This window comes from Luteococcus japonicus (genome assembly GCF_003752415.1).
GTDB lineage: Bacteria > Actinomycetota > Actinomycetes > Propionibacteriales > Propionibacteriaceae > Luteococcus > Luteococcus japonicus.
Map to the genome: position 1 here is coordinate 2,151,766 of NZ_RKHG01000001.1, position 24,576 is coordinate 2,176,341.

At 66.4% G+C, this 24,576-nt stretch carries 23 protein-coding genes; 10 read left to right on the top strand and 13 right to left on the bottom strand.

Annotated elements, in window-relative coordinates:
• Nucleotides 1–36: 36 nt before the first annotated feature.
• The 4 genes from EDD41_RS17185 to EDD41_RS10335 form a co-directional block, all read right to left on the bottom strand.
• Nucleotides 37–1,674 (bottom strand): type I restriction-modification enzyme R subunit C-terminal domain-containing protein, encoded by a 1,638-nt coding sequence (locus EDD41_RS17185; RefSeq protein ID WP_211336631.1) that lies wholly within the window; start codon nt 1,672–1,674, stop codon nt 37–39.
• On the bottom strand, nt 1,625–3,412 hold the full coding sequence (locus EDD41_RS17190; RefSeq protein WP_211336632.1) for a DEAD/DEAH box helicase family protein: 1,788 nt from the start codon (nt 3,410–3,412) through the stop codon (nt 1,625–1,627). Before EDD41_RS17190 ends, EDD41_RS17185 begins: the two co-directional genes overlap by 50 nt.
• Before the next feature lie 92 nt (nt 3,413–3,504).
• The gene (locus tag EDD41_RS10330) at nt 3,505–4,101 is read right to left on the bottom strand and encodes a PIN domain-containing protein (RefSeq protein WP_123577019.1); all 597 of its coding nucleotides are present in this window, start codon (nt 4,099–4,101) and stop codon (nt 3,505–3,507) included.
• 104 nt (nt 4,102–4,205) lie between these two features.
• The gene (locus EDD41_RS10335) at nt 4,206–4,640 is read right to left on the bottom strand and encodes a helix-turn-helix domain-containing protein (protein WP_094764313.1); all 435 of its coding nucleotides are present in this window, start codon (nt 4,638–4,640) and stop codon (nt 4,206–4,208) included.
• Between the two features lie 156 nt (nt 4,641–4,796).
• Between EDD41_RS10335 and EDD41_RS10340 the strand changes: the two genes are divergently transcribed.
• On the top strand, nt 4,797–5,474 hold the full coding sequence (locus EDD41_RS10340; RefSeq protein WP_148060528.1) for a hypothetical protein: 678 nt from the start codon (nt 4,797–4,799) through the stop codon (nt 5,472–5,474).
• Here EDD41_RS10340 and EDD41_RS10345 read toward each other — a convergent pair.
• From EDD41_RS10345 to EDD41_RS10365, 5 genes are all read right to left on the bottom strand, one after another.
• The gene (locus tag EDD41_RS10345; RefSeq protein ID WP_123575835.1) at nt 5,401–5,997 is read right to left on the bottom strand and encodes a hypothetical protein; all 597 of its coding nucleotides are present in this window, start codon (nt 5,995–5,997) and stop codon (nt 5,401–5,403) included. The two genes, EDD41_RS10340 and EDD41_RS10345, sit on opposite strands and share 74 nt — an antisense overlap.
• Entirely contained in the window at nt 5,994–6,917 is a 924-nt protein-coding gene (locus tag EDD41_RS10350; protein ID WP_123575836.1) for a restriction endonuclease, read from the bottom strand. The genes EDD41_RS10345 and EDD41_RS10350 overlap by 4 nt, the downstream gene beginning before the upstream one ends.
• The gene (locus tag EDD41_RS10355; protein WP_170165322.1) at nt 6,914–7,990 is read right to left on the bottom strand and encodes a restriction endonuclease subunit S domain-containing protein; all 1,077 of its coding nucleotides are present in this window, start codon (nt 7,988–7,990) and stop codon (nt 6,914–6,916) included. The genes EDD41_RS10350 and EDD41_RS10355 overlap by 4 nt, the downstream gene beginning before the upstream one ends.
• Before the next feature lie 77 nt (nt 7,991–8,067).
• Nucleotides 8,068–9,603 carry a type I restriction-modification system subunit M gene (locus EDD41_RS10360; RefSeq protein ID WP_123575838.1) on the bottom strand — a complete coding sequence of 512 codons (1,536 nt, stop codon included), beginning with the start codon at nt 9,601–9,603 and terminating at the stop codon, nt 8,068–8,070.
• Nucleotides 9,604–9,638: 35 nt separating this feature from the next.
• Entirely contained in the window at nt 9,639–11,573 is a 1,935-nt protein-coding gene (locus EDD41_RS10365; protein WP_123575839.1) for a penicillin-binding transpeptidase domain-containing protein, read from the bottom strand.
• A 130-nt stretch (nt 11,574–11,703) separates the two neighbouring features.
• On the opposite strand from EDD41_RS10365, the gene EDD41_RS10370 reads away from it, so the two are divergent.
• Together EDD41_RS10370 and EDD41_RS10375 are read left to right on the top strand one after the other, a co-directional pair.
• Nucleotides 11,704–12,861 carry an LLM class flavin-dependent oxidoreductase gene (locus EDD41_RS10370; protein ID WP_123575840.1) on the top strand — a complete coding sequence of 386 codons (1,158 nt, stop codon included), beginning with the start codon at nt 11,704–11,706 and terminating at the stop codon, nt 12,859–12,861.
• Nucleotides 12,862–13,036: 175 nt separating this feature from the next.
• Nucleotides 13,037–13,414, top strand: a complete 378-nt coding sequence (locus EDD41_RS10375; protein ID WP_123575841.1) for a hypothetical protein — start codon at nt 13,037–13,039, stop codon at nt 13,412–13,414.
• Nucleotides 13,415–13,506: 92 nt separating this feature from the next.
• Here the strand turns inward: EDD41_RS10375 and EDD41_RS10380 are convergent, their stop codons facing one another.
• Nucleotides 13,507–14,835: an MATE family efflux transporter gene (locus EDD41_RS10380; protein ID WP_123575842.1), complete on the bottom strand. Its 1,329-nt coding sequence runs from the start codon at nt 14,833–14,835 to the stop codon at nt 13,507–13,509.
• 78 nt (nt 14,836–14,913) lie between these two features.
• Between EDD41_RS10380 and EDD41_RS10385 the strand changes: the two genes are divergently transcribed.
• Nucleotides 14,914–15,537 carry a CE1759 family FMN reductase gene (locus EDD41_RS10385; protein WP_123575843.1) on the top strand — a complete coding sequence of 208 codons (624 nt, stop codon included), beginning with the start codon at nt 14,914–14,916 and terminating at the stop codon, nt 15,535–15,537.
• A gap of 34 nt (nt 15,538–15,571) precedes the next feature.
• Here EDD41_RS10385 and EDD41_RS10390 read toward each other — a convergent pair whose 3' ends face one another.
• The 3 genes from EDD41_RS10390 to ald all read right to left on the bottom strand — a co-directional run bounded on the left by EDD41_RS10390 (nt 15,572) and on the right by ald (nt 18,924).
• Nucleotides 15,572–16,096 carry an Lrp/AsnC family transcriptional regulator gene (locus EDD41_RS10390; RefSeq protein ID WP_245995614.1) on the bottom strand — a complete coding sequence of 175 codons (525 nt, stop codon included), beginning with the start codon at nt 16,094–16,096 and terminating at the stop codon, nt 15,572–15,574.
• Between the two features lie 10 nt (nt 16,097–16,106).
• The gene (locus EDD41_RS10395; RefSeq protein WP_123575844.1) at nt 16,107–17,630 is read right to left on the bottom strand and encodes an amino acid permease; all 1,524 of its coding nucleotides are present in this window, start codon (nt 17,628–17,630) and stop codon (nt 16,107–16,109) included.
• Between the two features lie 178 nt (nt 17,631–17,808).
• Entirely contained in the window at nt 17,809–18,924 is a 1,116-nt protein-coding gene (gene ald, locus EDD41_RS10400) for an alanine dehydrogenase (RefSeq protein ID WP_123575845.1), read from the bottom strand.
• A 295-nt stretch (nt 18,925–19,219) separates the two neighbouring features.
• Here ald and EDD41_RS10405 point away from each other — a divergent pair, with 295 nt between their 5' ends.
• The 6 genes from EDD41_RS10405 to EDD41_RS10430 all read left to right on the top strand — a co-directional run bounded on the left by EDD41_RS10405 (nt 19,220) and on the right by EDD41_RS10430 (nt 24,518).
• Nucleotides 19,220–19,447: a hypothetical protein gene (locus EDD41_RS10405; RefSeq protein ID WP_123575846.1), complete on the top strand. Its 228-nt coding sequence runs from the start codon at nt 19,220–19,222 to the stop codon at nt 19,445–19,447.
• A 268-nt stretch (nt 19,448–19,715) separates the two neighbouring features.
• Complete coding sequence (locus EDD41_RS10410) at nt 19,716–20,411, top strand: SAF domain-containing protein (protein ID WP_123575847.1); 696 nt, start codon at nt 19,716–19,718, stop codon at nt 20,409–20,411.
• Between the two features lies 1 nt (nt 20,412).
• The gene (locus EDD41_RS10415; protein WP_123575848.1) at nt 20,413–21,225 is read left to right on the top strand and encodes a CpaE/TadZ family protein; all 813 of its coding nucleotides are present in this window, start codon (nt 20,413–20,415) and stop codon (nt 21,223–21,225) included.
• Nucleotides 21,222–22,724, top strand: coding sequence for a TadA family conjugal transfer-associated ATPase (locus tag EDD41_RS10420; RefSeq protein WP_123575849.1), 1,503 nt, complete (start codon nt 21,222–21,224; stop codon nt 22,722–22,724). Before EDD41_RS10415 ends, EDD41_RS10420 begins: the two co-directional genes overlap by 4 nt.
• On the top strand, nt 22,721–23,608 hold the full coding sequence (locus tag EDD41_RS10425) for a type II secretion system F family protein (RefSeq protein ID WP_123575850.1): 888 nt from the start codon (nt 22,721–22,723) through the stop codon (nt 23,606–23,608). The genes EDD41_RS10420 and EDD41_RS10425 overlap by 4 nt, the downstream gene beginning before the upstream one ends.
• The gene (locus tag EDD41_RS10430) at nt 23,601–24,518 is read left to right on the top strand and encodes a hypothetical protein (RefSeq protein WP_094763443.1); all 918 of its coding nucleotides are present in this window, start codon (nt 23,601–23,603) and stop codon (nt 24,516–24,518) included. The genes EDD41_RS10425 and EDD41_RS10430 overlap by 8 nt, the downstream gene beginning before the upstream one ends.
• Nucleotides 24,519–24,576 lie beyond the last annotated feature (58 nt).

Here is a 24,576-nt window from a genome sequence, read left to right on the forward strand (position 1 = left end):
AGCCCAGGAAGCTCTTGATGATGGGGTGACCTGGGCTCACGCCGTAGCGCTACCGCTTCCCAAGGGCTGCGCACGTCGTTTCACATCACGCAGAATGGTGATGATCTCCGCGACGTCCTGCTCAGGGAAGATGCTGGTGGGGCCTGTGGGCGCCGCGTCGGTGAACGGTGCCTCGAACAGGCGGCCTGGTTCCATGATGCCGGTATGGGTCAGCTCATCGACCATGAGGTCGATGAAGCGAATCTGGATGACATTGAATCCGCCTCGGTTGAGAAGCTGCGCGAAGGCTTCCTTGGCTGCACTGCGGTCCAGCCCGACCAAGGAACGGATGAACAGGCCAAGTCCTCCCGAGTGTTCGTCGGCCCAGTGCAGGTCTGTCCGGGTTCCGCCAGCCTGCACCAGCATCCTCTCCAGCGAGGTGAGGTCGTCCTGCGTGAGGGGCTTGTTGCGGAGAAGCCGTTGCAGAGAGAGGTTGTCCTCGTGTGACCGCAGGTAGCTGAGGGCCTGGGCGCGGAATCGTTCGAAGTCGGTGCCGGGGGTGGTCCCTGGCAGTTCCACCTCGACGGCAGCGGAATTCTCGTCGGTGAAGTCGGTGTAGAGGCGCGCGCGGGTCGTGGGTTCGATGAGCTGCATCAGGCCGCGGATGCGCTTGCGCACCACCTCGAGGCTGGACGGGCTCACGCCTTCCCACCACTCGTCGGAGAGCAGCGATTCGAGCAGGGGTGCTTGTTCGGTGACCATGGCGATGTTCGCCTTGGTGAGCAGGATCTCGGCGATCTCCTGCACCTGCCGCTTGCTCTTCTCGGCAGTGGCCGCGTCGCCGGCGAGCTGGGCCACCTGGCGCTTCAGGATGATGAGGTCGAAACGCTTTGCCTTGTCGGCCGCTGCTTCCACCTCTGCCGTGCTGGGCAGGCCCCCCAGACTGATCGCCTCACGCGCATCGTCGGCTGATAGTCCATGCCAGCGTTCGGCACTCTGGTATTTCTCCACCACCTCCCAGTGGGGACGCACCAGGACGTTGTCGAAGGTCATGCCGGCGACGAAGTCGTGCAGGGTCGTCGTGGTCGCCGCGCGCAGATCCGCCTCGGACGGGTGGTCGGTGAGGGCTCGGATGAGTTCCACCCGAGCCTCGAAGATGCGCTGGGTAAGTGACTTCTGCAAGGAACCCTCCGAGCCGGGAAGGTCGGCCCCGAAGTACTCGAGATTGCCGCAGTAGTCGAAGACGAAGAAGTCGGTCTTGTCCTGTCCGGGACCGTAGAGCCCTGGGCACAGCCGCGTGCCGCGTCCGAGCATCTGCCAGAACTTCGACTTGGAACGGACCATCTTGAACAGCACCAGGTTGGCCACGGCGGGAATGTCGATGCCGGTATCGAGCATGTCGACGCTGATGGCGATGTGCGGTGCCTTGTCTGGGGTGGCGAAGTCGTCGATCAGGCTCTGGGCGTAGGGGCTGGCGTGGGTGATGACGCGGGCGAAGTGGCCGGCGTACTGCGGCCACCCCAAGTTGAAGCGCTCTCCGATGAACTCTGCGTGCTGCTGGCTCTTGGCGAAGATGATCGTCTTGGCCAGGCGTTCTCCGCCGGCAACCTTGTGGCCGTCGCTCATCAGCTGCCCGAGCACCTTGTCAACGGTGTCGGCATTGAACAGGAAACGGTTCAGTTCTTCGGCGCCCACCTCGTCTGGAGCACCATCTTCGCCCCAGTCGAGTGCGTCCCAAGCGTCCTTCTCGTCGTCGCTGAGGTCGGCGTACGTGATGCCGCGGCGGGGTGAACTTGGTGCCTACCGAGAGGCCGCGGGGCGGCACCAGATAGCCGTCCTTCACGGCTTCGTCCAGGCCATAGGCGTCGGTGGGAACTCCGTCTTCCAGCTGGAAGAGCCGGTAGGTGTTGTGGTCCACCTCGTCCTTGGGGGTGGCGGTGAGCCCCACCAGCAGAGAGTCGAAGTATTCGAAGATGGCACCGTACTTGGCATAGACACTGCGGTGCGCCTCGTCGATCACCACCAGATCGAAGTATCCGGGGCCGAAGCGGCGTTCGCCATCGGCCTGCTGGATCAGATTCAGCATCGTGGGGTAGGTGGAGACGTAGACGCGGCCCTGCTCCCCGCGCTCGGTGACCAGGTTGACGGTGGTGACCCCGGGCAGATGGGTCTTGAAGGCATTGGCTGCCTGCTTCACCAGCGCGGTGCGGTCGGCCAGGAAGAGCACCCGCTTCACCCATCCGGCATCCATCAGCTGCTTGGTCAGGGCGATGACGGTGCGGGTCTTTCCTGATCCGGTGGCCATCACCAGAAGGGCAGCTCGCTGCTTCTGGTCGAAGGACTGCCCAATGGCTTTGATGGCGCGCGACTGGTAGTAGCGCCCGGCGATCACGCTGTCGACCGCTCGTGTGGCGAGGTCCATCCGGGTGGTGCGGCGCTGGATGGCCAACTCCAGCTCGTCCTTGGTCAGGAAACCCTGGATGGCGCGCGGCGGGTAGTTCAGGTCGTCCCAGAGCCAGGTGCGGATGCCGTTGGTGTAGAAGATCACGGGTCGCTGCCCGAACCGGGCTCCGAGGCAGTCGGCGTAGAGCTTTGCCTGCTGCTGTCCTCGTTGTTCCGAGGCGGTGGTGCGCTTGGCCTCGACGACGGCCAGTGGCAGTCCGTCGTCGCCCCACAGCACGTAGTCGACGAAGCCGTCACCGCTGTTGTTGGGCATGCCTGTGACGGGATATTCACGGTCGCGGGCCTGATCGAGGGGCCAGCCGGCCTCGGCGAGCTGAAGGTCGATCAGACGGGTGCGGGTGGTGGCCTCGTCATAGTCGTGTGTATCAGTAACCCCTTGCATCTGCTGGGCTGTCGCCAGCTGTGCTCGCAGCTCTGCCAGCTCGTTCTCCAGCTCGGCGGCCTTGCTGACACTGGCCTCCAGCTCGGCGGCCCGGGCCTGGTCGGTCTGTTCGAACTGAGCCACGATCCTCGCCACCTCGGCGCGCGGCAGCGGAGCAGACTGCTTGGCCAAGTCGGCGTCGAATCGGGAGTTGACGGGGACGGTGCCGGGCGTGGTGGTGTAGTTCAGACCGAACCAGACCAGGACGTGGAAGAGCTCATCGAGGCAAGCTCGCGGCTGTCCGGGCTGGAGCCGCCTGCCACCGGGGTGTGCAGCGGTGTTGCCGTAGCGCCGAATTGCGTCGAGCTTGGCGCGCACTCGTTCGGGGACGACGCGCTTGAAGTCGAGTGAGTTGATCCTGGCCGAAAGGTCATCCCGGTATGCGTCGGGCAGCTGCTTGAGGTCGTAGGTCGCGGCGACGACGAGTTCGGCCACGCGGCGCGAGTAGACGCAGGCTGCGATCGGATCGTTGGAGAGGGCGCTTTCGGCGCGGGCAGCATTGCCCGCGATCTCGGGCCATTCGGCCTTGAGGAAATCGAAGTTGCCCACGTTGGCTGTCCTCCACGGTTGTCCTGCGCTGAGCCTAGCGGGCGCCTATGACATTCGGCTGGGGGCTCGGCCATGGGCGCCACACCAAGGGGTCAGTTCCAGCCCGTGATGGCGATCTGACACAAGGCCTTCCGCACCTCGTCGGCGAAAGCACTGCAGTTGGAGTTCCGCAGGGCGTCATCGAGCTGGAGGCGTGACGGCCGCTTGGTCCAGTAGGCCAGTTGGTACTGCACAACGGGCGCCAGGCACGACGGGTTGGACTTCGTGACCAGACAGAAGAAGTCATCGGGTTGCATGACCTCATAGCTCTCCTCATCCGGGGTGGTCGTGATGTCGGACGCAGCGTTGCAGGTCAGGATGATGTTCGCTCCACCGGCGCAGGCACCGGCATGCACGTGGTAATCGTCTTTGTCAGTCCCCGAGAACTTCGGAGCTTTGGGATCGCCTTGGCCGGGGTAGTCACGGATGACCTCGGTCAGTGAGTCTCGGATCAACTCGAGTCTGCGGCTGGTGGCGTACCCAGGTGCTCCGGGCTTGCGCTTGCGCATGTTCGCGATGGTTTCGGCCAGGACATCCTCTGTGGTGTGAACCTGGAACATGTTGCCGTTGGCCTGGTGCAGCAGAAAGAGCCAGTCCATCAGTGTCTTGCTGAACAGGACATTGGCATCGACGAACACCCGCTGCGTCATGGCAAGGACCATATCCGAGGACGCTGACAGATCTTCGTGCCGCCAAGAAGGAACGTTGGAGGAGCCCCCGGCGGGGGCTCCTCCAACGCCGCGGATGTGCTGGATCAGTCGTCGAGGAACTCGTCGTGCTCCATGTCGAGCGCCCGCAGCTCTTCGAAAGCAGCGCGGCGCGCGGCCGCCCGCTCCTGCTTGAGGCGAAGAACTTCATCGCGATGGAAGCGGGTGTGTGTGCCCACCTGGAAGGAATCGATGACGCCCTCGCGGGCCCACTTGATGAGTGTGGGGCGCGTGACCCCGAGCATCTCGGCGGCGACGGTGCTGGTCAGTTCGTCGGGAACCTGGCCGATGGTGACCGAACCTGTGGTGGCGATTGCCGTCAACGCCTGCAGCAGCGCTGTCTCGACTGGCGTGGGCAGGTCAATCTGGCGACCGTCAGGCAGACGGAGCATCAGGGACGCCCCATGCTCGACGGGGGTGGCCTTGGCCTGTTCGATGGTGCTGTTGGTGATCGTGATGCGTTCTGTGGTTGTGCTGGTCATGGCTTTCCTCCTTGATGGGAGCTGTGACCCGATGCCCCCAGACTAGACGACTTTCACTTGTAAACGAAACGAATATCGGAAGAGTCAGCTGAGGTTTGACTGGTGGCCGACGTGGCACGCCGGCCCAAGGCTTCGCGTGCTGGTTGGCTCATTCCCATGGCTGGCAAGGACATTTGGATTGACCGGTTGCGGGACGACTTGGGGGAGCCGTCAACATGGCGCAAGCCGGTGGAGTTCCCCGACTCGTTGGCGCTGTGCGCCCTGAACAGCGCCTACTCACTGCGCGGACACAGCACGGCGGCGATCAAGGTGCTCGACCGGTACCGGGCCCTGCGCCCATCGGCTGACACCGACACTGGCCCTGAGCTGGTGGCCGCGATGGATGCTTCTGGCGGCCCAGTTGCCTTCGCCGACGTTCTGGGAAATCACAGCAAGCTGCCTGGCACCAGACGACTGCGGACCGAGGCCATCCACGAGGCGCTGACTGCTTTGGCCGCGCTTCCGATCCCGGTGGTGCAGGCTGCCCAGCTGCGCGACGAGAAGCTGGCCGAGGTGGCACGCCCCGCCTGGTTGGCGGCCAAGGGCCTCGGGCCGCTGTCGTGGTCATACCTGCTGATGAATGCCGGACGCGGTGACCAGGGCAAGCCCGATGTGAAGGTGCGCCGGTACCTGACCCGCCTGCTCAACCGCTCGAAGGTGGTGGAGGTCGATGAGGCTCATGAGCTGCTCGCGACGGCTGCCGAGCGGCTGGGTGCTGACGTCAGGACCGTGGACCGTCAGGTGTGGGCCGTGGAAACACGGCGCGGATCGCGTCGCCCAGCTCGGACCAGCTGACCGCAGCGCCGGCCAGCCGCTGCAGTGACGCCACCCCGATGCTCCTCTGCTTGGTCGCCGCGATGGTCTCGGCTGTGACGACATGGAACTGCCACTGGCCGACGTCGAGTGGGTCGTAGGCTTCATGGCTCTTGGCCGTGTGGATGGCGAAGACATAGACGTCGGCATTGTAGGTGCTCTCGGCCGAGTAGCCGCCCTGGGGTGTCCACCGTTGCCCGCGCAGCCCACTGAAGGTGATCTGTGAGGGTCGGCGCTGCGCCCAGGCCTGCACGTAGGCGGACGACTTCACCTCGATTCGGATTCCCTCGGGCGATAGCACGTCGAAGCTGTCCCACTCGATGCGCGGACCGGTGGCTCCTACCGCACGGGCGACGAGGAACTCGGCCAGGTAACCGCGGACATTGTTGGTCTTCAGGTCACTCATGGCGAAGCGCCAGAAGTCCAGCACCGTGGCGTCGATGCCCGCGAAGGCATCTTCCGGCTGGAGCGGGCGCACCGGGGGAGGCGTGGTCCACTCGGTCACTCGAAGAAGTCCTCGTCGAGCTCAACCACCTCGTAGACCTGCTTGGTCTGCACCCCGACGCGGTACTGGATCATCAGCGACGCCAGTCGGGCGCCGTTGATCAGGATGATGCGGGTGGGGATGGCGTTGGCATAGCTGGTCGCGCCGAGAGTGAAGTCGCTGGACGTGATGAACACGCCACGGCTCGCGCCCTTGCCGGCCAGGGCGCCGACGAAGGCCTGGATGGTCTCGCGGGAGACGTTGTTGCCCTCGGCGTAGCGCTTGGCCTGGATGTAGATCTGGTCGAGGCCGAGCGCATCCTGGTCGATTACGCCGTCCACGCCGCCGTCGCCGGTGCCGCCGATTCGGCGCCCGCGCTGTTCGGCTCCTCCGTAACCCATGCCGAGCAGCACCTTGACGACAGCCTCCTCGAAGAAGGTCGGGTCGGCAGTGCGGAGCCGGTCGAGCAGCTCGATGGCGACGGAGTTGTTGAGGGTGGCGACGGAGTCTTCGATCAGCTCGACGGGATCGACCTCGGGTGCAGGTGTCGGCTCGGATGTGCTGGAGAGCGTCACACTGCCCAGTTCGGCCGCAGGCTTGGGCTTGTCCCAGAAGTGGTCAAGCACCTGGCTGGCGAGCTGATAGTCGTGGAACCCGCCCGCGTAGGTCTGCAGCGCGGCGCGCCCGTCGTCGGTGATGCGGTACTGGCCTCGGACTACCCGCTCGATCCATCGCGCCTTGTGGATGTGAGAGATAGTCCAGCCGAAGCGGTTGTGCGCCCGCGACTCCCCGCTGGGAAGCACCTCAGCGCGAGCCGTCTCGTCAAGGGCCAAGGCGTCATAGGACGCGGCGCGCAGCTCGCGCACCGGCCAAGTCTCACCGTCGGAGAGGCAGGTGAGGACCGGAAGGATGAACTCCGGCCAGATCGGGACGGTAATCACAGTTCACCTCGGAAGGCTCGGGACTGGAGGGAGGAAAACAGTGTCTCAATCTCGCTGAGAGCTCTGGTCGCCTGTTGTCGTTGTGTGGTTACGGAACCAATGATTTCGGCGAATGCATCCTGCGCTCGCACGGGAGGACAAGGCACTCGCAGCGTGCGAAGTCGTGCCATGGAGATGTTCGACATGCTGGACGCGGCACCACCCGCCAGCTTCTTGACCTGAGCCCGAATTCTTGGATTCATCATCATGGTGCTAAAGAACACGGGGTTCATCTCGTCACACACACGGATACGGAATATCAGGTCAGGGATCGACAGCGCCGGACAATCCTCGGCGACGAGCGCGACGTGGCCGACTAGGTCTGGGGTGTTCTTTCGTGTCATAAGAATGTCGCCTCGGTTAACTTCGACCCGCTGTAGAACGGTGGCGTCACCCATATAGGCCTTGTTCTCTCCGGGATTGAAGTGGCCGTGGGTGACTGCGCTTAACTTCAAGACCCCCCACTCGCCGGGTTCGGCAGGCCGAGGTTCACACTTCGGGCTGACCCCAGTTTGAACATCCATCAGAACTTCGCCTAGAGGACGGACCGCAGCGACATGACTGAACATCTCGTGGAAGATGGCCTGGGGCAGAGCGTCCAAGTGGGCGAGCTGGGTGCGGCGCTTGGTGCGCAGGGCATCGGCCTGGTCGAGGATCGCCGCGATCCTCCGCTGCTCATCGAGGGACGGCAAAGGCACTGTCATCGCGGTGAAAATCTCGTGCGGGAGAGACCGACGCCGGGCCGTGCTGCCGCGGAGCTTTGACTTGTAGTAGGTCAGTGCTTCAGGGGATCGAAGGAACTTGTGTAGGTAGGGTGCATGGACAGTATTCGAGTCACGAATGTTCCACACGCCGTACGCGGGGCTCACAATCGCTTCGGGATACAGGTTCTGGAAGTCCAGCACTCCTTCATCAATGGGGAAGCCGATAACCAGCTGCCCCCGTTCGATCACCTTGTACGAGCTTGTATCCTCGCTTGCCACGCGCTTTTTGAACTTCGTGGTTTGGTCCACGAGGCCGTCGTGCATCGTCATGCTTAGGAGCGGCAGCTGCCGGGATCCCGCGCGAGCTGAAATGGCTGGCGCTATGACATCCCCCAGTGGGACCTTCCTCATGGGAGCATCGACTTCAGCTCGGCGAGACCCTGGGCGATCTCGGCGTCCAAGGCCTCGATGTCGGCGATGATCTCCAGTGGGGCGCGGTGCTCCACCTCCTCGTAGACCACCTCCTTGTAGCGGTTGATGCTGAGGTCGTAACCGTTCTCCACGATCTCCGCCTTTGGCACCAGGAAGGACTGCTCGGTGCGCGCGCGATCACGCTCCGAGGCCTCGACAGGCTCGGCCGTCGTGTCGGTGGGCTCGGCCGTCGTGTTGGTGGGCTCGGCCGTCGTGAGGGACTTCCAACGCTTGCGAACATCGTCCAGGTCGGATTCCGCGATGGGATTGCGCTTGTCGTCCAGGCTGAAACCGTCGGCGCGCACGTCGTAGAACCACACGTCCTTCGTGCCACCCACGCCAGTCTTCGTGAAGAGCAGGATCGCCGTCGACACACCGGCATACGGCCGGAAGACACCCGACGGCAGCTTGATCACCGCATCAAGCGAGTGTTTCTCCACCAACTCCTTGCGCAAGTCCTTGTGTGCCTTGGATGACCCGAAGAGCACACCATCGGGAACGATCACCGCGGCCCTGCCACCCGTGCTCAACAACTTGAGGAAGAGCGCCAAGAAGAGCAGTTCCGTCTTCTTCGTCTTCACCATCTTCAGCAGCTCGGCCGAGGTCTGCTCATAGTCGAGCGAACCGGCGAAGGGCGGGTTGGCCAGAATCAGCGAGTAGCGGCCCTCGTCGTGCGCGGCGCCCTCACTCAACGAGTCGCGATAGGCGATGTCGGGCCGCTGCACGCCGTGCATCATCATGTTCATGCTGCCAATGCGCAGCATCGTCTTGTCGAAGTCATAGCCGTGGAACATTCCGTCGTGGAAATGCTCTCGATGCGTCGCATTGGTGTTGATGGACGGATGATGCTCCCGCAGGTACTCGGAAGCCCCCACCAGGAAACCCGCCGTGCCGCACGCGGGGTCGCAGATCACGTCCTGCGGGGTGGGTGCCATCAGGTCGACCATCAACGAGATGATGTGGCGCGGCGTGCGGAACTGTCCGTTGACCCCCGCCGAAGCGATCTTGCTCAGCAGATACTCGTACAGATCGCCATTGGTGTCCCGATCGGCCATCGGGATCTCGTCCACCAGGTCGACCACCTTGGTGAGCAGCGCCGCATTCGGGATCGTGAACCGTGCATCCTTCATATGCTCCGAGTAGGTGGACCCATCGCCGCCCACCTGGGCTCCGAGCCTGCGGAGGAAGGGAAAGACGTCTTCGGACATGGTGGCGAACATGTCGTCGGCGGACGTGTTCTTCAGGCGCGACCAGCGCAGCTGCTGCTGGTCAGGCAGGAAGACGACATCCTCGATCACGCCGTGGCCCAAGAGCTTGGCCTTGCTCTCCGCCAAGGTCTGCACCTCGTCGAGGCGGCGCATGAACAGCAGGTAGGTGATCTGCTCGATCACCTCCAGCGGGTTCGAGATGCCACCCGACCAGAAGGCATCCCAGACGCGGTCGATCTTGCCCTTCAGCTCACCAGTGATCACCCGGTGAGCCTACCGGCGGGAACTGACCAAGGCGGTCAGCCCAGGAAGCTCTTGATGATGGGTGCCGCGGTCTTCGAACCGGACTCGCCCTCGGCCACCATGGCGGCGACGGCGTAGTCCTTGTTCCACGCAATCATCCATGCGTGCGTCTGTGGCGGGGTCTTGCTGCCGAACTCGGCCGTGCCGGTCTTGGCGCCGTCCATCTTCCCGGCCAGCACCTTGCCGGAACCGTCGGTGACCACGGCCCGCATCATCTGCTGCAGCTGCTTGGCCTCGGTGGGGGACAGCGGCGTGCCCTTCTGCGTCGGCTTCTTGCTGGCCACCAGCCACGGCACCACCGTCTTCCCGGAGGCGACGGAGGCCGCCACCGCGGCCATCGCCATCGGAGATGCCTCGACGGTTCCCTGGCCGATCATGTCGGCGGCCTTGCCCACCGGATCCTTCGCGGGTGGGACGGAGCCGAAGAAGGAGGAGAAACCAGCGTCGTGGTCCATGCCCATCCCCAGGCTGGCGGCGGCCTGCGCCAGGTCACTGTCGCCGAGCTTGGGGGCGCTGGCCAGGAAGGCCGTGTTGCAGGAATTGGCCAGCGCATCGGTGAGGGTGATGTTGCCCACCTTGGAGCTGGGGAAGTCCGTGTAGTTCTTGAAGACGCGGCCGTTGACAGTCAGGTTCGCGGTGCAGGGAACCTTCGTCGTCGGCGTCACTCCCTTGCGCAGCAGTGCCAGGGAGCTGACCACCTTGAAGGTGGAGCCCGGCGCGTAGCGGCCGAAGGTCGCGTTCGGATTGGCGCCGCTGGCCGGTGAGTTGGCGGCGGCGAGGATGTCACCGCTGCCCACCTTCAGCACCACCAGCGAGGCGACGCCCTTCTGCGAGGCCAGTGCCTTCTCCGCCTTCTCCTGCAGCCCTCGATTCAGGCTGAGCGCCACGGGGGTGCCCGGCTTGGCGGGGCTGGAGAAGAGCTCCTTCACGGGGCTGTCCTTGTCCGGCGCCGGGCTGGGCGAGGTGCCGGGGCTGGCGGGAGCCGCCGTCGGTGCCTCGGTGCCGACCTTCCTGCCCACGACGTCGATCCGGTGCCCGACACTTCCGCGCAGTTGTGCGTCGTAGCGCTTCTGCAGGCCCGACGTGCCGACGTGGTCTGCTGCCTCCACATCACCCTTGCCGGCCTTCACGTCCTCCGGCGAGGCCAGGCCGGAACCGCCCAGGATCCCGGCCGCGAAGGTGGAGCTGGGTGCCAGCGGCATCTCGACGGGAATGACCGAGACCCCGGCCATCTCCTTGACGGTCTCCGGGACCTTCCCGGCCCGCAGGGTGATGGCGGGCACGAAGGCCTTGTGGCCGGCGGCCGCCACCTGCTTGGCATAGTTCGCGGCATCCAGGCCCAGCGTGGCCGCCAGCTTGCGTGCCGTGGCATCCCACTGGGTCTTCGCGGTGCTCGCCTTGTCCACCCCCACCTGGTAGGCGGTGGTCATCTCCACCAGCGCCATTCCTTCGGAACCCACGATGGAGGCCCGCTTGGGGGCATCACGCAGGTGGCGCAGTCGCGTGTTCCCGTCCAGGTCGGCCTGGACGATCTTCGGGTTCCACTCCACCTTCCATGCGCCGTCGACGAATTTCAGGGGGGCAGTGGTCTGCCAGCTCCAGGTCTGGCTCCCCAGCTGGAGCTTGTGGTCCAGGGGGACGCTGGCGCTCTGTGACTTGCCGTCATAGGTGACCTGGCCAGGGGTGATGGTGGGCCGCAGGTCATCCATGCCATTGGTCAACACCTGCAGCTCGGTCTGCGCCGGGCCGGCGTCGACGACGGGTGCCTTCAGCACGTCGCCCTTGGCCAGCGCGGCGGCGAACTGCTTGGCCGCATCGTCGGCGGCCGGGAGGTTCTTGGGTGGCGTGGTGTCCTGACCCCCGGTGCAGGCGGTGGTGGCCAGCAATGCGGCGAGCGTGGGCAGTGCGAGCAGATGCGCGGCGGACTTCATGGATTGCCTCCCAAGGTTCGTCGTCGAGCCTAGCGACGGCCTGTGGCATTGCCCGGGAATAGGTGGCTGTCGAACCACGTTTATTTGAGTGAAACATCAACTATTCTGTTGGTGACCCATAGGAGCAGTCATGCAGATCGGCATCTTCACCATCGGCGACGTCACCGCCGACCCGACGAACGGCACCGTGCCCACCGAGAACCAGCGGATCAAGGCCACCGTCGCCATCGCGAAGAAGGCGGAGGAGATCGGCCTCGACGTCTTCGCCACCGGTGAGCACCACAACCCGCCCTTCGTCGCGCCTGCCAACCCGCCGATCCTGATGGCCCACCTCGCCGCGGTCACCGAGAAGCTGATCCTGTCGACGGCCACCACGCTGATCACCACCAATGACCCCGTGCGTCTGGCCGAGGACTATGCCTATGCCCAGCACCTGGCCGACGGCCGCATCGACCTGATGCTCGGCCGCGGCAACACCGGCCCGGTCTACCCCTGGTTCGGCAAGGACATCCGGCAGGGCATCAACCTCGCACTGGAGAACTACAACCTGCTGCACCGGCTGTGGCGCGAGGACGTCGTGGACTGGCAGGGCAAGTTCCGCACCGCCCTGCAGGGATTCACTGCGACGCCCAGGCCGCTCGACGAGATTCCGCCCTTCGTCTGGCACGGTTCCATCCGTTCCCCGGAGATCGCGGAGCAGGCCGCCTACTACGGTGACGGCTTCTTCCACAACAACATCTTCTGGAACATCGAGTACACCCGTCAGATGGTCGAGCTGTACCGCCAGCGCTATGAGCACTATGCGCACGGCAAGGCGGAACACGCCATCGTCGGGCTGGGTGGGCAGTTCTTCATGCGCAAGAACTCGCAGGATGCCGTCAATGAGTTCCGGCCCTACTTCGACAATGCCCCGGTCTACGGCCACGGGCCGATGCTGGAGGAGTTCACCCACCAGACGCCGCTGACCGTCGGATCCCCGCAGCAGGTGCTGGAACGCTACCTGGGAATGGTCGACCACGTCGGCCACTACCAGCGCCAGCTCTTCCTGATCGACCATGCGGGCCTGCCGCTCAAGACGGTGCTGGAGCAGTTGGACCTGCTGGGCGAGATCCTGCCCGAGATGCGCAAGGGCTATGCCGAGGGGCGCCCTGCGGACATCCCCGATGCCCCCACGCATGCGTCGATGTTGGCCGAGCGGGGTGCCGTCGCGGAGGCCGCGCAGTACCACTTCGGCGACCGACAGGACGTGTGGACGGGCACGAGCGACCGGGACCAGAACGCTGTCTGACCCGTTGCTCGGGGCCTGGGTGTCCCCTGAACAGGTGACATCCGGACCCCGACTCCTGAAGGGCCCTTGTGGAAGTCACCGCCCGTGGGACGTCAGGTTGGCCGAATCTGGCGGTTGGCATAGTGTCATGGACGGCGCCGAGTCGGGGGACCGGGGTCACAACAGGGGGAAATTCATGCGGTCAACCGCAAACAGCAGGTACATCAGCTTCATCGCGATCCTGTGCACCGCCACGGGACTGATGGCGCTGGCACACCACACGGGCCACCAGTGGGCCGCGTTGCTCACCGTGCCGCTGGCGACGATCGTCTGGCTCGAGACGAACCTGCGCCGCGGGCGCATCCATGGTTCCAGCCTTGCCACCGTCCACGACGTGGCGCGGCAGCGCACCGCCCAGCAGCCACAGGGCAATGCCGAGCTCTTCGACCTTGCGGCCCACCGTGCACTGCGCGAGCCCCGTAGGCAGGAGCTGGCCGAGGACCACGTCGCGCCGATCCTGGCCGTCGACTTCCCCGGCGTGCGTCAATCCTCTCGGATCCGGGTGGGTGCCTGACCGTCGCGAGCCGCAGGGCGTCCGAGTGGTTCCCTGCAGTCCGCTCGTGGTGCAACACACGCGGATCGTGGGAACCCGAGCGCCTGCCGGGTTCAGGCTCCCAGGCGCATCCAGGCGTCGCTGCGGGCCCGCAGGGCGAGCGTTGCGACGCGGGCCAACAGGTAGCCGCCGTAGGCCAGCCAGAGCCAGATGACGCCGCGCCCGGCATGGTCGACAGCCAGGGCCATCGGCACGTAGGCCAGCGTCGCCACCATTCCCGCGAAGGCCAGGTAGCGTGCATCCCCGGCACCGATCAGCACGCCATCAAGGACGAAGACGATCCCCCCGATGGGCGTGATCAGGGCCAGCACCAGCAACAGGCGCACCAGCAACTGCTGCACCTCGGCATCCGGGGTGAAGACCGGCGCGAGCACCCCGCGCACCAGCACCAGTCCCGCGGCGAAGACCAGCCCGCCGGCAACGCCCCACCAGCACAGCTTGGCCGTGATGGAGCGCACCTTGCCGGCGTCGCCCCGGCCCAGCTCGTGCCCCACCATAGCCTGGGCGGCGATGGCCAACGCGTCCAGGGCCAGGCACAGGAAGCTCCAGATGGAGTTCGTCACCTGGTGTCCGGCCAGGCCCACCTGGCCGGTTCGGGCCGCCACGGCGACGGTGACCGCCAGCGAGGCCTGCAGCCACGCACTGCGCATCACCAGCCAGACGCCGCCGCGGGCGGCCTCCAGCACGCCATGCACCCGAACTCCCAGCGGCACCCCGGCGCGGACGGCGCCGCGCAGGACCACCGCTGTCAAGACCGAGGCCCCGATGGCCTGAGCGAGCAGGGTTCCGGTGGCGGAGCCGCGGATCCCCATCCCCATCCCGTACATGAACAGGGCATTCAGCCCGATGTTGGCCAGGTTCATGCTGACCGCGACCGCCAAGGGGGTGCGGGTGTCCTTCATGCCGCGCAGCACGCCGGTGGAGGCGAGCATCAGCAGCAGCATGGGCAGCCCCCAGCAGGCGATCCGCAGGTAGTCGACGGCCTGCGAGGAGACCTCGGGGCCTGCGCCGTACCACCCGATCACCGTCGGCGCCGTGAGGTTCAGCACCACGGCGAGCAGGCTGCCGAGTCCGAGCCCCAGCGCCATGCCGTCGATGCCGCCGGCCAGTGCTCGACGGCTGTCGCCGGCACCGATCCGGCGCGCCACCAGGGAGGTGGTGCCGTAGGCGAGGAAGACGCACAGCCCGTTGATGATGTTGAGCACGCTGCTGGCCAGGCCCAGCCCGGCGAGCTGGCGGGTGCCCAGATGGCCCACCATCGCCGAGTCCGCCATCAGCAGCAGGGGTTCGCTGACCAGCGTCGCGAAGGCCGGGATGGCGAGGGCAAGGATCTCTTGTGAAAGGCTGGTGCGGGTCTGCGGCGGGCTGGTGGGACTGGGCACCACGCCACTCTAGGTGGGGAATAGTCCGTCACCCATCCCCGTTGTTGAATTGTTGATCAGTTATCGAGTGAGGACGTCATGAAGATCGTTGCCATCAGTGCCGGACTCGGCGAACCGTCGAGCACCCAGCTGTTGGGGGAGCGGCTGCTGAAGGCCGCGGGAGCAGATCAGGTGCACCATGTCGAGCTCCGACTGCTGGCGCATGACCTGGTGAACTCGTTGCTGACCCGGATGCAGTCGCCTGCCCTGGAGCAGGTGATCACGGAGGTGGTCGAGGCCGATGCCCTCATCGTGGTCAGCCCGGTCTACAACGCGTCGGTCTCCGGGCTGTTCAAGATGTTCTTCGACGTCCTGCACGAGGGTGCCCTGCTGGACAAGCCCGTCTTGCTCGCCGCCACGGGCGGCACGCCCCGTCACTCCCTGGCCATCGACCAGGCGATGCTGCCGCTCTTCTTCTACCTCAAGGCCGCCGTCGCACCCACCGCGGTCTTCGCCGCGACGGACGACTGGGGCGATGCCGGCTCCGGACTCGACGGCCGGATCGAGCGAGCCGGTCGGGAACTGGCCGCGATGGTGCGGGTTCGCCGGGGAGAGTCCCTGGGCGACGTCGTCGATGCCCCTCAGGAGCGCCGCGAACGCACGGTCACGGCCGACGACTTCACGGTGACGAAGTCCTTCGAGGAGATGTTCAACGCGATCTGAGCCGTCGGCTCGTTTCCCGAGCCCGCCGAGGGATTCAGTCCTGTTCGAACTGGGCGTTGAAGTTGGTTCCCCGCCGATGGTCCAGGATCACCGAGGTCTCGGTGCTGGCGACGGCGCGGTGCTCACTGAGGTCGTGCAGGACGAAGGCGCGCAGCTCGGTGGGATTGGAAGCGGCCACCCACAACACGAAGTCGTAGTGGCCGCCCAGGAAGAAGACATTGAGCACGGCGGGCAGCTTCGCCAGCCGTTCGGTCTCGGGTTGGAGTTCCTCGCGGGAACCGGGATGGATCCGCACGAAGATCAGTGCCTGCAGCGGCCGCCCGATGGCGGTGGTGTCAACCTCCGCGTGGATACCGCTGATCACCCCCGCCTCGCGCAGGGCCTGGACACGTGCGTGGCTCGTCGACTCGGCCGTCTTGGTGGCCGCTGCGAGTGCCGCATTGCTCATCCGACCGTTCTCCATCAGGAGTCTGATGATCTGGTGGTCGGTGGCGTCCAGCTGACGTGGGCCCTTGTTCCGTGGGCCGCCCTGGGCGTGGTGTGTGGCGTCTTTGGTCACATGGTCGAGACTACTGACTCTTGGTCCGTCCGTGTGCGGCGGCCCCGTGCGCAGCCTCCTCGACCTCACGCATGGCGTCGAAGTCCAGCTTCGCGTGGCTGCGCCTTCCCGGGCCCATCATCCGGTACAGCAGGGCCATCAGACCGACCCACACGGGAGCCGCCAGCAGCGCCATCCGGGAGTCCTTGGACAGGGCGAGCACCACGAAGATTGCCGCGAAGAAGACCAGCGTCGCCCAGGGCATCAGGCGTGGCAGCGGCATCCGGAACGCGCTGGTGGCGTGACGCTCCGGGAACTTCTTGAGGTACTGGATGTAGCTGACCATGATCAGGCCCCACACGGAGATGTAGAGCACCGAGGAGACACCGGCGATCATGCTGAAGGCCTCCATCACCGAACCCTCCAGCGAGACCATGATGATGGCCGGCGAGATGCACAGGGCGGTCAGGAAGAGCGCATTGCGCGGGATGTGGCGCCCGGACAGCTCGGCGAAGCGGGCGGGGGCGTCACCCTCGCGGGCCAGGCCGTACATGATGCGCGACGTGGAGTAGACACCCGAGTTGGCCGACGAGGCGGCCGAGGTGAGCACCACGAAGTTGATCACGTGGAAGGCGATCACGATGCCCACGAAGCCGAACATCGTCACGAAGGGACTGTGCTCGGGGTCGATCATGTCCCACGGGACCACGGACATGATCACGCCGAGGGCCAGGACGTAGAAGATCAGCACACGGGCGGGGATGGAGTTGATGGCCTTCGGCAGGTTGTGCGTCGGGTCGGCGGTCTCGGCGGCGGCGGTACCGGCCATCTCGATGCCCTGGAAGGAGAAGATGGCGATCTGGAAGCCGGCCAGGAAGCCGGAGACGCCCGTCGGGAAGAAGCCGCCACGGTCCCACAGGTGGGCGATGGATGCCGCGGGGGCACCGGCCTGCGGGGGCTGGAAGGCGGTCAGCGCCAGGTAGCCACCCACGAAGATGAGGGCGACGATGGTCACGATCTTGATCATCGCGAACCAGAACTCCATCTCACCGAAGAGCCGGACGGCCACCATGTTCAGGCCGGTCAGCAGCAGGACCACGCACAGGGCGGGAATCCACTTCGGGAGATCTGGGTACCAGACGGACAGGTAGCCACAGATGGCGACGGTGTCGGCGATGCCGATGACCACCCAGCACATCCAGTAGGTCCAGCCGATGTAGAAGCCGGCCCAGGTGCCGATCAGGTCGGTGGCGAAGTCCGCGAAGGACTTGTAGGCGAGGTTGGACAGCAGGAGCTCGCCCATGGCCCGCATCACGAAGAAGAGGAAGAAGCCGATGACGGCGTAGACGAGCAGGATGGACGGGCCGGCGAGGTGGATGGTGCGGCCGGAACCGAGGAACAGGCCGGTGCCGATGGCACCGCCGATGGCGATCAGCTGCAGGTGCCGGTTGGTCAGGCCACGCTGGAGCTGCACTTCGTGCGCGCCCAGCCCCGTGGTTGGGCGGCGTGAATTGGGTGGGACCGGGCCGTTCTGGACGGATTCTTGTTCGGTCATGGAGGACTCCCTTGTCTTCTCCGGATGGATCTCTTGCCGGATGGTGTGACGGGCCCGCCGTGGCGGGCGATGGGCGAGGCTCATTCTGCACCCCTGCCTCCGGTGTGCGAGGGGTGGGCCGTGAGGCCAGTGGGCGGGGGCTGCGACGCTGCAGCCCCCGCCAGTTGGATTCCTGCGACTACTTCAGGAGGTCTTCGACGGGGGTGAACTCGATGTCGAAGGCCTCGGCGACACCCTGGAAGGTGCACTTGCCCGCGTGGGTGTTGAGACCCTTGGCCAGCGCGGGATCATCGGCAAGCGCCTGCTTCCAGCCCTTGTCCGCGATGCGCACGGCGTAGGGCAGGGTGGCATTGGTCAGTGCCCAGGTGGAGGTGTTCGGGACGGCACCGGGCATGTTGGCCACGCAGTAGAAGACCGAGTTGTGCACCTCGAAGGTGGGATCCGCGTGCGTGGTGGGGTGCGAGTCCTCGAAGCAGCCGCCCTGGTCGATGGCGACGTCGACGAGCACCGAACCGGGCTTCATCTGGGAGACCATCTCGTTGGTGACCAGCTTGGGTGCCTTGGCGCCGGGGATCAGCACGGTGCCGATCACCAGGTCAGCGGCCAGCACCTGCTCGCGCACGGTCAGGGCCGACGAGGCCAGGGCGTGCACCTTGTTGCCGTAACGCCAGTAGCTCTGGCGCAGCTTGTTCAGGTCCACGTCGAGCATCGTCACGTCGGCGCCCATGCCCATCGCGATCTGCGCTGCATTCTGGCCGGCAACGCCGCCGCCGAGGATGACGACCTTGGCCTGCTGCACGCCGCCGACACCGCCGAGCAGGACGCCGCGGCCGCCATTGGCCTTCAGCAGGTGGTTGGCGCCCACCTGCGGTGCCAGGCAACCGGCAACCTCGCTCATCGGGTAGAGCAGCGGCAGCGAGCGGTCGGGCAGCTGCACGGTCTCGTAGGCGATGCCGGTGGTGCCGGCCTTCAGCAGGGCGTCGGTCTGCGGCTTGTCTGCGGCCAGGTGCAGGTAGGTGAACAGGATCATGTCCTCGCGCAGGAAGCCGTACTCCTGCTTGATGGGCTCCTTGACCTTGATGACCATCTCGCCCTTGGCCCAGGTCTCCTCGGCACCCTCGACCATCGTCGCGCCCTGGGCGACGTACTCCTCGTCGGTGATGGAGGAACCGAGCCCGGCACCCTTCTGCACGAAGACCTCGTGCCCGTGCTTGACCAGTTCGTGCACGCCGACCGGGGTGATTCCGACGCGGAACTCGTTGTTCTTGACCTCTGTGGGGATAGCAATGCGCATGACAGCTCCTTTGCTGTGCTCGTGCTTCTGTGCTGTGGTGACGTCGCGGGCTTGCCCACGGCTTCTGTGACCGAGTCTTGGAGCAGAACCGTTCAGGGTGAAGGGTTTTCGTGTCAAGGCGAACATTCTTCGGTGCTTCTTGCGGCGTGTGGCGCATGGGGAAGCCAGAAGAACGGCGGACGGCGAAGGATCTTCGGAAAGCTCTCATGGTGAGAAGTGGACCGGAAAACCAGTCACATGGAGGCCATGGCAACGGCACAGCAGGCACACAGGCGTCGCCTCGAACGTTGTTCCCATGAGCAAACAGATCAGCAGCCAGCAGACCACCAGCCGTCCCGGCGCCCTGCGCCGCACCATGGCCAGCCTCGCCGCCGCCGGCGCGATCGCCTTCGGGGGAGTCGGCACCCTGTCCGCCACCGAGGCGCTGGCCGCCGGGGTTCGCCAGCAGACCTATGTCGTGCAGCCGTCGACGGTCCAGGTGCAGACCAGCACCCTCACCGGGAGTCCTCGCGGCAAGGACTGAACCGTCCTGCGGCACCAGTTTTTCAATGTTCTCCCCGCAAGATTGAATCTCCAACAAGCACAGGGGATCGCCCCTCCTTGGCGGTCTCTGCGCCCTCCGGCATCAAGAGGCTGTCCACAGGCAGTTGTCTCGTCATGGATTCCTTGGTGACAAGCCGTTGTGCACAGATTCGAGGGTTTTCCACAGGGTGACTGTGGACAGCGGTCGACCTTGTGGATGACCATATGACGGTCGATCGATTGCTTTGGTGTCTGAGACATTTCGGTCCATGTCCACCACCACCGGCGCCAGCCCGCGCGCCAGCCAGCGCGAACGGGGCCGCCCGGAGAACGAGCAGGCCGTCGCCGTCCCCGTCGGCCACCTGAAGGCGCGCCGAAGCCCCCGGCTGGTTGCCGCGGGCCTTCTGGTCGCGTGCCTCGGCGGCCTGGGCGGGGCGATGGCCTACCAACAGGCCTCCCATGCGAACCAGGTCATCGTCGTGCAGCACACGGTGCCCCGCGGCGAGGTGGTTCGCCAGTCCGACCTGGCGGTGGTGACCATCGGGTCAGCCCCTGGCGTGCACACCACGCCGGCCCGTGACCTCGACGCCCTGATTGGGCGACGCGCCCTGGTGGACCTGCCCGCGGGATCCCTGGTGGCCACTGAGTCCGTGGGCGAGCCGCGCCTGCCGGACGGGACGGCGCAGCTGGGCCTGAAGTTGGCCGCCGGACGGCTCCCCGTCGAGCCGCTGCCCGCCGGCACGCCCGTCGACCTGGTGGAGGTGACCTCGGACAAGCAGGGCGTCACCGCCGCCACCCAGTCCTCGTCCCTGGTGGTGGAGGCCCGGATCCAGACGGCCGGGCAGCCCAGTCCCGACGGCTCCGCGGTGGTGCTCGACGTCGCGGTACCCGCAGCACAGGCCCAGCGGATTGCCGACCTGGCGGCACGGGACCTGCTGGTCATCGTGCGCCGGCCCGGGGGTTGAGATGGCCGTCATCACCCTGACCAGCGCCACCGGTGCGCCCGGTGTCACGACCGCTGCGCTCGGTCTGGCCCTCACCTGGCCGCGGGACGTGCTGCTGGCCGACTGCGACCGGGACCCCTCCCAGGCCATCACGGCGGGATGGCTGCGGGGCGCTGACCTGGGTGGCCGGGGCCTGGGCCAACTGGCCGGCGTCCACCGGGAGCACCGTCGGCTGTCCGAGGAGATGTGGTTGCAGACCGTGGACCTCGGGGATGCCGGGGACCGGGACCTGCGCTTCCTACCGGGATTCACCCATCCGGGGGCCGTGGCACTGTTCGCTCCCATCTGGCAGGAACTCGTCGATTCCTTCACCGCACTGGGCTCCGGCGGCACCGACGTGGTGGTGGATGCCGGACGCACCGGCCGCGACGGGCTGCCCGCCCCGTTGGTGGCCGGCAGCGACATGCTGCTGGTGTGCGTGCGCAGTTCCCTGAGGGCACTGGCGGGCCTGCGGCTGCACCTGCCCACCCTGCAGGCGCACGTCGAGGCGCTGGGCGCGCCATGCGATCTGGGCCTGCTGGTGGTGGGCCCGAATGACCCCTATGGCAGCCGCGAGATCGAGAAGCAGTTCGGCGTGCCCGTGGTGGACAGCCTGGCGTGGGATCCGAGGCAGGCCAAGGTCTTCAGTGACGGATCCGTCCCTCCCCGGAGCCTGGCGGGTGGGGCGCTTCCTCGCAGTTTCAAGGCCTGTGCCTCCCGGATCGCCGAGACGGTCCAGCGCCGCAATGAGGTGCTGGCGGGCACTCGGGCACCCGTCGAGTGGGGTGCGCGATGAGCCGCCGGCCCGCCGCTCCACGCAAAGATCCCACCGTTGAGCCTCCCAGCTTGGCGCAGGCTCTCGGAGGACTGGGAGCCGCACGTCACGAGCCCGGTGCTGCCCCCGCGGTCACGGCGACGGCTGCGATGCCGGCGTCCACTCTGGGCGCGGTGCGCCCGCAGTGGTCACGGGACACCACTGGCGTCGACTGGGACGTGGTGGTGCGCCTGAGACGGCGTGCGTCGGAGGAGATCACCGACGTCAGCGAGCACTGGAGCAGCGACCGTGGCCGGGCCATGGCTCCGGAGGACCGCCGGATGATGGGGCGTTCCGTGATCCGGCAGGTGGTGCGCCAACACGCCGAGACCCTCGCGTTGGAAGGTCAGGCGTTGTGGGACATCGAGCTGGAGCAGGCCTATGCCGCGGCCGTCGAGAATGCGATCTTCGGCTACGGCAGGCTGCAACCCCTGTTCGAGATCCCCGATGCGGAGAACATCGAGATCCACGGCTGGGACTCCGTCATGGTGCAGTACGGCGACGGGCGGCGGGTGGCGCATCCTCCTGTGGCGGACTCCGACGAGGAGCTGGTGGAGGCCATCCGTTTCCTGGGCGAGTCGGCGAGTCCCAGCAGGCCCTTCGACGACGCACACCCGATGATGACGCTGGCGCTCGGCGAACGCTTCCGCCTGCACGCCATCGGCTTCGGGCTCAGCTTTCGGCCCAGCATCATCATCCGCCAACACATCCTCACTGCGGTGAGCCTGCGGCAGTTGGCCGACGGCGGCATGATGCCCCTCGAGGTGGCCCACCTGCTGCACGACGCCGTCCTGGGCCGCAAGTCCGCCGTGATCAGCGGTGACCAGGGAGCCGGGAAGACAACCCTGCTGCGCGCCATGATCAACGCGATCCCTGCCACGGAACGATTCGGCACCCTGGAGACCGACTACGAACTGCTCACCCACCTGCAGCCCGGGCGCAAGAACATGCTGGCACTCCAGGCCAAGGTGGGCATGGGGGAGCGTGCCGCCGACGGCAGCCGGATGGGCGAGTTCACCATCAGTGACCTGATCCCCGAAGCGCTGCGTCAGAACCTCTCCCGCCTGGTGGTGGGCGAGGTACGCGGTGGCGAGGCGGCCGCAATGTTCGAGGCGATGCAGGCCGGCGCCGGCTCCCTCAGTACGACGCACTCGCACTCCGCATCGTCGACGATGGACCGCCTGGCCTCCCGCGTTGCCCAGGGCGGCGTGGTCAGCATCGACGAGGCGTACCGCCAGATCGCCCACAACATCCACCTGCTGGTGCACGTGAAGCTGGTCGACGACACCTGGCGCGGGGGAGTCCGTCGTCGCCATGTCTCTGAGGTGCGGCTGCTGACCGGCGGCATCGAGGCCGGCCGCCCCGTCACCCACCTGCTCTACGAGGCGGCGACCCAGAACCGGCCCGCCGTCTGGCACCCCGACGCGACGCTGACCGACGAACTGGCAGAGTTCGCGGGATCCTTCGACGAGTCGGCATGAATCCCGTCGCCGCCGGGCTGAGCCTATTCGCCGTCATTGCCGGCCTGCTGCTGGTGGTCGACGGCCTGCACCCCCGCGACCGAGGGTTGTCCACAGCCCCATCCACACGCCTGTGGACAACTGTGGAAAAGTGGTGGGCTCGGCAGACCCGACGCAGCAGGACCCAGCTGGTCGGCTCCGGTGTGTTCGCGGTGGTTGCCTTCCTGATCACCGGCTGGCCCATCGTGCTGGTCGCGCTGCCCCTGGCCACCGTCGGCCTGCCGGCGCTGCTCTCCGAACCACGCAACCGGGACATCGAGATCCTCGAGGCCCTCGACAGGTGGGTGCGCGCCCTGGCCGCCTCACTGCCCACCGGAAAATCCATCCCCGACGCCATCCGCACGACCTGCGGCCAGGCCCCCGGTCTGCTGCGCGCCCCACTACGAGTGATGGTGGCCAGGCTGGACGCTCGCTGGACCACCAGGGAGGCCCTGCTGGCCTTGGCCGATGACCTCGACTGTCCCGACGCGGACGCCGTGCTGGCTGCACTGGTGCTGGCCGCCCAGCGCGGCGGCGTGGGGGCCACCTCCATCCTCGACGAACTGGCCGACACCATCCAGGCCCGGCTGCGGGCACTGCGCGAGATCGAGGCGGAACGGGCCAAACCACGAGTGGTGGTGCGCCAGGTGACCATGATCAGCCTCGTCGCCATTGGTCTGGCGTTGCTCACCCAACCGGACTACTTCCGGCCCTACCGCACGCCGCTCGGCCAGGTGATCATGCTCGCCGAGCTTGCCTGCTACCTGGCCTCGCTGGCCTTCATGCGTCGCCTCACCCGGCCGCGCCGCCGGGAACGCATCCTGCGTCGGGCAGACCATGCGCAGGAGGTGGGTTCCAGTGCATGACCCGGTCCTGCTGATCACCATCGCCAGTGGACTGCTGGCCGCTGGTGGATTCTTCCTGGCCATCACCGGTCTGCGCTCGCAGCCCCCACGGCTTGCCGACGCGCTGGCCCAGGTGGCCGGCCGTGCGGATGCCGGTGCCGGCCCCGATTCCTGGGCGGACGTGCTGGGTCCGGACAAGGACCTGACCAGCAGATTCGGGGCCTGGGCCTTCACCCGTCTCAGGCTTCCGCTGCGGGAGCGCACCCGGCGTGTCCTGGGGCTGCGCGGGCGCTCGATCGGCGACTTCTTCGCCGAGAAGCTGATCCTGACCGGCCTCGGCCTGGCGACGCCGCTGCTGGGCACGGCACTGCTGCAAGGGATGGGAAGGCTCGTCGCGCCGGTCCCGGTGGCAGCCTCCATTGCCTGTGCCGTCCTGGGTTGGTTCTGGCCGGACATCGCCCTGCGTCGCTCCGACGAGTCGGTGCACGCCGATGCCGGCGAAGCCCTGCTCACCTGGTTCGACCTGGTGACGCTCGAGCGGCTGGCCAATGCCTCGGCCGCCCAGGCCATGATGTCGGCTGCGTCATTGTCCGACACCCCGCTCTTCTCCCGGATCCGCACGGCGCTGGACCGCGCACGGCTGGAGCAGCGAGCCCCGTGGCACGAATTGCAGCGGTTGGCCACGGAGATGGACCTGCCGGAGATCAGCGACATGGCCGACGTGATGCGGATGGAGGAGCAGGGCGCGGCGCTGTCCCAAAACCTGCGCGCCCGGGTCCGGGAGCTGCGGGATGCCCACCTGCTGGCGGAGAAGCTGGCCGCCCAGCAGATCTCCGAGCGAATGACCTTGTGGATGGTCATTCCCACGATGGTCTTCGGTCTGGTCTTCCTCGTGCCACCCATCCTCAAGTTGATGGGCATCGAGGGTTGAATTCCCCATTCCGGATGCAATTGTCCACAACCAGAGCTGGTTGTCCACAGACCCTGTG